We start from the raw sequence: 2,797 nt of genomic DNA on the forward strand, positions 1-2,797 counted from the left end.
GGCGGCGGCGCATCCCCCATTCGCCGCCGCCGGCCACCTCCCAGCCACCACTGCAGTGAGGACCACCATGCAATCCACGCTTCTGCCCGCCCGCGCCGCCGCCCCGGTGGCCGCCAGCGCTGCCGATGGCCGCAGTGGAGATGACCCGGTCATCGCCGCAGCGCTGAGCCGCGCCGAACAGCGGCGCGACTGCGGGGACCTGGCCGACGCCTACGGCTGGGCCGCCTACGCCCACCAGTTGCGCCACCATCGCAGACCTCTCCCCAGCCCGGCGCTGCGGCTGCGGATAGCGCAGGTGGTGGCCCCTCTCGCGCTGCGTGTCGGCGACACCACGCTGGCCGCCGCCGTCCACGACGACCTCGCCGCGCTCACCGCTGCCGCCGACCATGAGCAGGCGCTGCACGCCCGGGCGGCGCGCGCCGCCGCCCGCCACGCCCTCGGCGAGTGCGAGTCGGCGCTGCGCGGGACGGCCACCGTCCACGCTGAGGCAGTCCGCCGCTGCGGCCCGGACAGCCGAACCAGCCTGCGCCTGCTCACCCACCTCGGCACCCTCTACCTCGACTGTGGCTGGCACGAACTCGCCGCGCCGTGCCTCGCCAACGCCCACACCGCCGCCGCACGCTACCTGCCCGCCGACGATCCGCTGACCGCGCACCTCGCCGCCGTCGCCGCCACACAACCCAACCGGCGCCACCGCGCCGTGTGCAGCCAACGCCCCCACGCGAGGTCCCGGTAAGGCCCCCCGGCCGCGTCGACGTCGATGCTCCCGCAGGTGGTTGGGCCGCCCGCCCCCACACCCCGCCACGTCGACGAGGTGGCCTACGCCCTGCGTGCCATCGTCTTGCCCACCTGCCCGCTCCCGGACACCGCCTGGGCCCACCGCACCCAAGTCGCGCTCGCCGACCTGAAGGCCACCAGCCTGCGCAACGGGCCCCACCACCGGCACACCGTCACCGCCACTCTTACTGCCGCCGCGCACCTCGATGCCTGCCCCACCCATCCCCTCGCCCTGGTTACCGGGTGCCGCAACCGACAACAGCGGCCACCACCAACCGCCCGCGTGGAACGACCTCGACATGCTTAACGTGCTCGACGCCCTCGGCACCGAGGAACGCGCTTACGCCCTCCTCTGGGCTCTCGTCGGCACCCACGGCCACTGCAACCGCGCCATCATCACCGCCGCCTCACCCGGGCACACCTCGCGCCTTGCAGCCGCGAACACGTGGACCTGGGCTCCTAGCACCCTCGAGCACCCGCGTCACGTCCTCGACCCCCGAACCCGAGCCGCGCTCACCGGCCTCGCCCCCGACCTGCTACACCGTGCGCTGCCACACCATCTCCGGCCACGACGACCTGCCGCTGGACCACCACGCCCGCCCCCCTGACGCTCCGCTGCGACAGGCCCGAACGTTTGACCGCCACAGCCGCTGACCCTGCAGCTGGCGCGTGCCTTGCGCCCACGGCTGCTGACCGACCCCTGCCCGAGGAACAACCAGCCGATGGCCTTCCCTCGCAAGTACACGACCGACTTCATCGCCGACGCGGTGCACAAAGTCGAACAAGCCCGCGCAGGCGGACGCCGGGGCCCCATCAGCGCCGTCGCCCGTGACCTCGACATCGACCGCCGCCTGCTGCAGGATTGGGTCAGCGAGGCGCGCGCCGACGCCACTCCGCCTGCGGTGGTCACCGCAACGCCACTACCCGACCCCGATCCGGTGCTGCTGCCTGTCGGGCTGCTGCACTGCCGGCTCTGCCAGGAACCCATGACCGCCGCCTTCACCCCCGCCGGGCTGCTCTTTACGTGCCCGCCCCCGTGCCGACGCCACCCCTTGGACGCCGCGGCCGTCACGCGCACCATCGGCCAGGCAGTGTTGCGCTACGCCCCGCATGTCGTGCCCGCGCTCACCCACCCCCGGCACGTCGATGTCGCCGCAGCCCACGCTCACCGCGTGATCGCCCGCGTCACCGCCGGCCTCGCCCCCACCGACCTGCTCATCACCTGGCACCCCGTCCCCGCCGCCGGCTGCCGTGGGACTGCCCTGGCCAACCGGCTGCGCCTCGCCCGCGACCTCGCCGCCACCGACCCACACCGTGCCCATGCCGCTGCGCGCGGCATCCTTACCGGCGTCGACCCGACGACCACCACCGCCGACACCAACCGCGCCGAGGCCGCGCTGCTGCTCGCCGAACTGCGAATTCGGCTCGGCAACCCCGAGGCGGCGATCCGCTGGGCAACCTTCGCCCACCACAGCCTCACCCACCTGCACGGACCCGCCGCGCCGCCGTCACTGGCCGCCGCGTTTACCCGCGCCACCGCGCACCGGCAGGCAGGGCACCACCAACGCGCGTACCGGCTCTACCGGCAGCTCGCCGAGCAGCTGTCTGCCACCGTCGGCCCTGACGCGCACCAAACCCTCGCCACCCAGGCCACCATCGCTCTGGTCCTGCGCGAACTCGGACATTGCGGCCCCGCTCGCGCGATGCTCGCCGATGCCATCACCGCCCACCGCCGCGCGCATCCGGGACACCCCGCGACGGGCCGCATGGCCAGCCAACTGCAGCGGTTACGGCAGGACTGCACGGACGGTAAACACGAGCATTCCCACCAGGACGCCCCAGCGTGAGCCAGCGGCCGACGGTTAGGCGTGTAGGGAGGGCGAAGGAACCCGCCCCCCCCGGCAAGCTGACCGAGCAGGGCCGCCGAGCCAGGTAGCCCAGGGCCACACCTGCGCCCAGGGCGTTGGGGGGGGCCACGCGCCCCCCGGGGGGGGGGGCGCCCCCCCCCCCCCCCCCCCCT

Annotated in this window: 2 protein-coding genes; both read left to right on the forward strand. The window is 74.3% G+C overall.

Features of this window, described 5'->3' with window-relative positions:
• Positions 1 to 67: 67 nt before the first annotated feature.
• Positions 68 to 736 (forward strand): hypothetical protein, encoded by a 669-nt coding sequence (locus AB0L34_RS33470; RefSeq protein WP_363709640.1) that lies wholly within the window; start codon positions 68 to 70, stop codon positions 734 to 736.
• 763 nt (positions 737 to 1,499) lie between these two features.
• Complete coding sequence (locus tag AB0L34_RS33475; protein ID WP_363709642.1) at positions 1,500 to 2,624, forward strand: hypothetical protein; 1,125 nt, start codon at positions 1,500 to 1,502, stop codon at positions 2,622 to 2,624.
• The last annotated feature ends 173 nt before the right edge of the window (positions 2,625 to 2,797 follow it).

Origin of the sequence: Micromonospora sp. NPDC052213, from assembly GCF_040679695.1 — a bacterium.
Taxonomy (GTDB): Bacteria; Actinomycetota; Actinomycetes; order Mycobacteriales; family Micromonosporaceae; genus Micromonospora.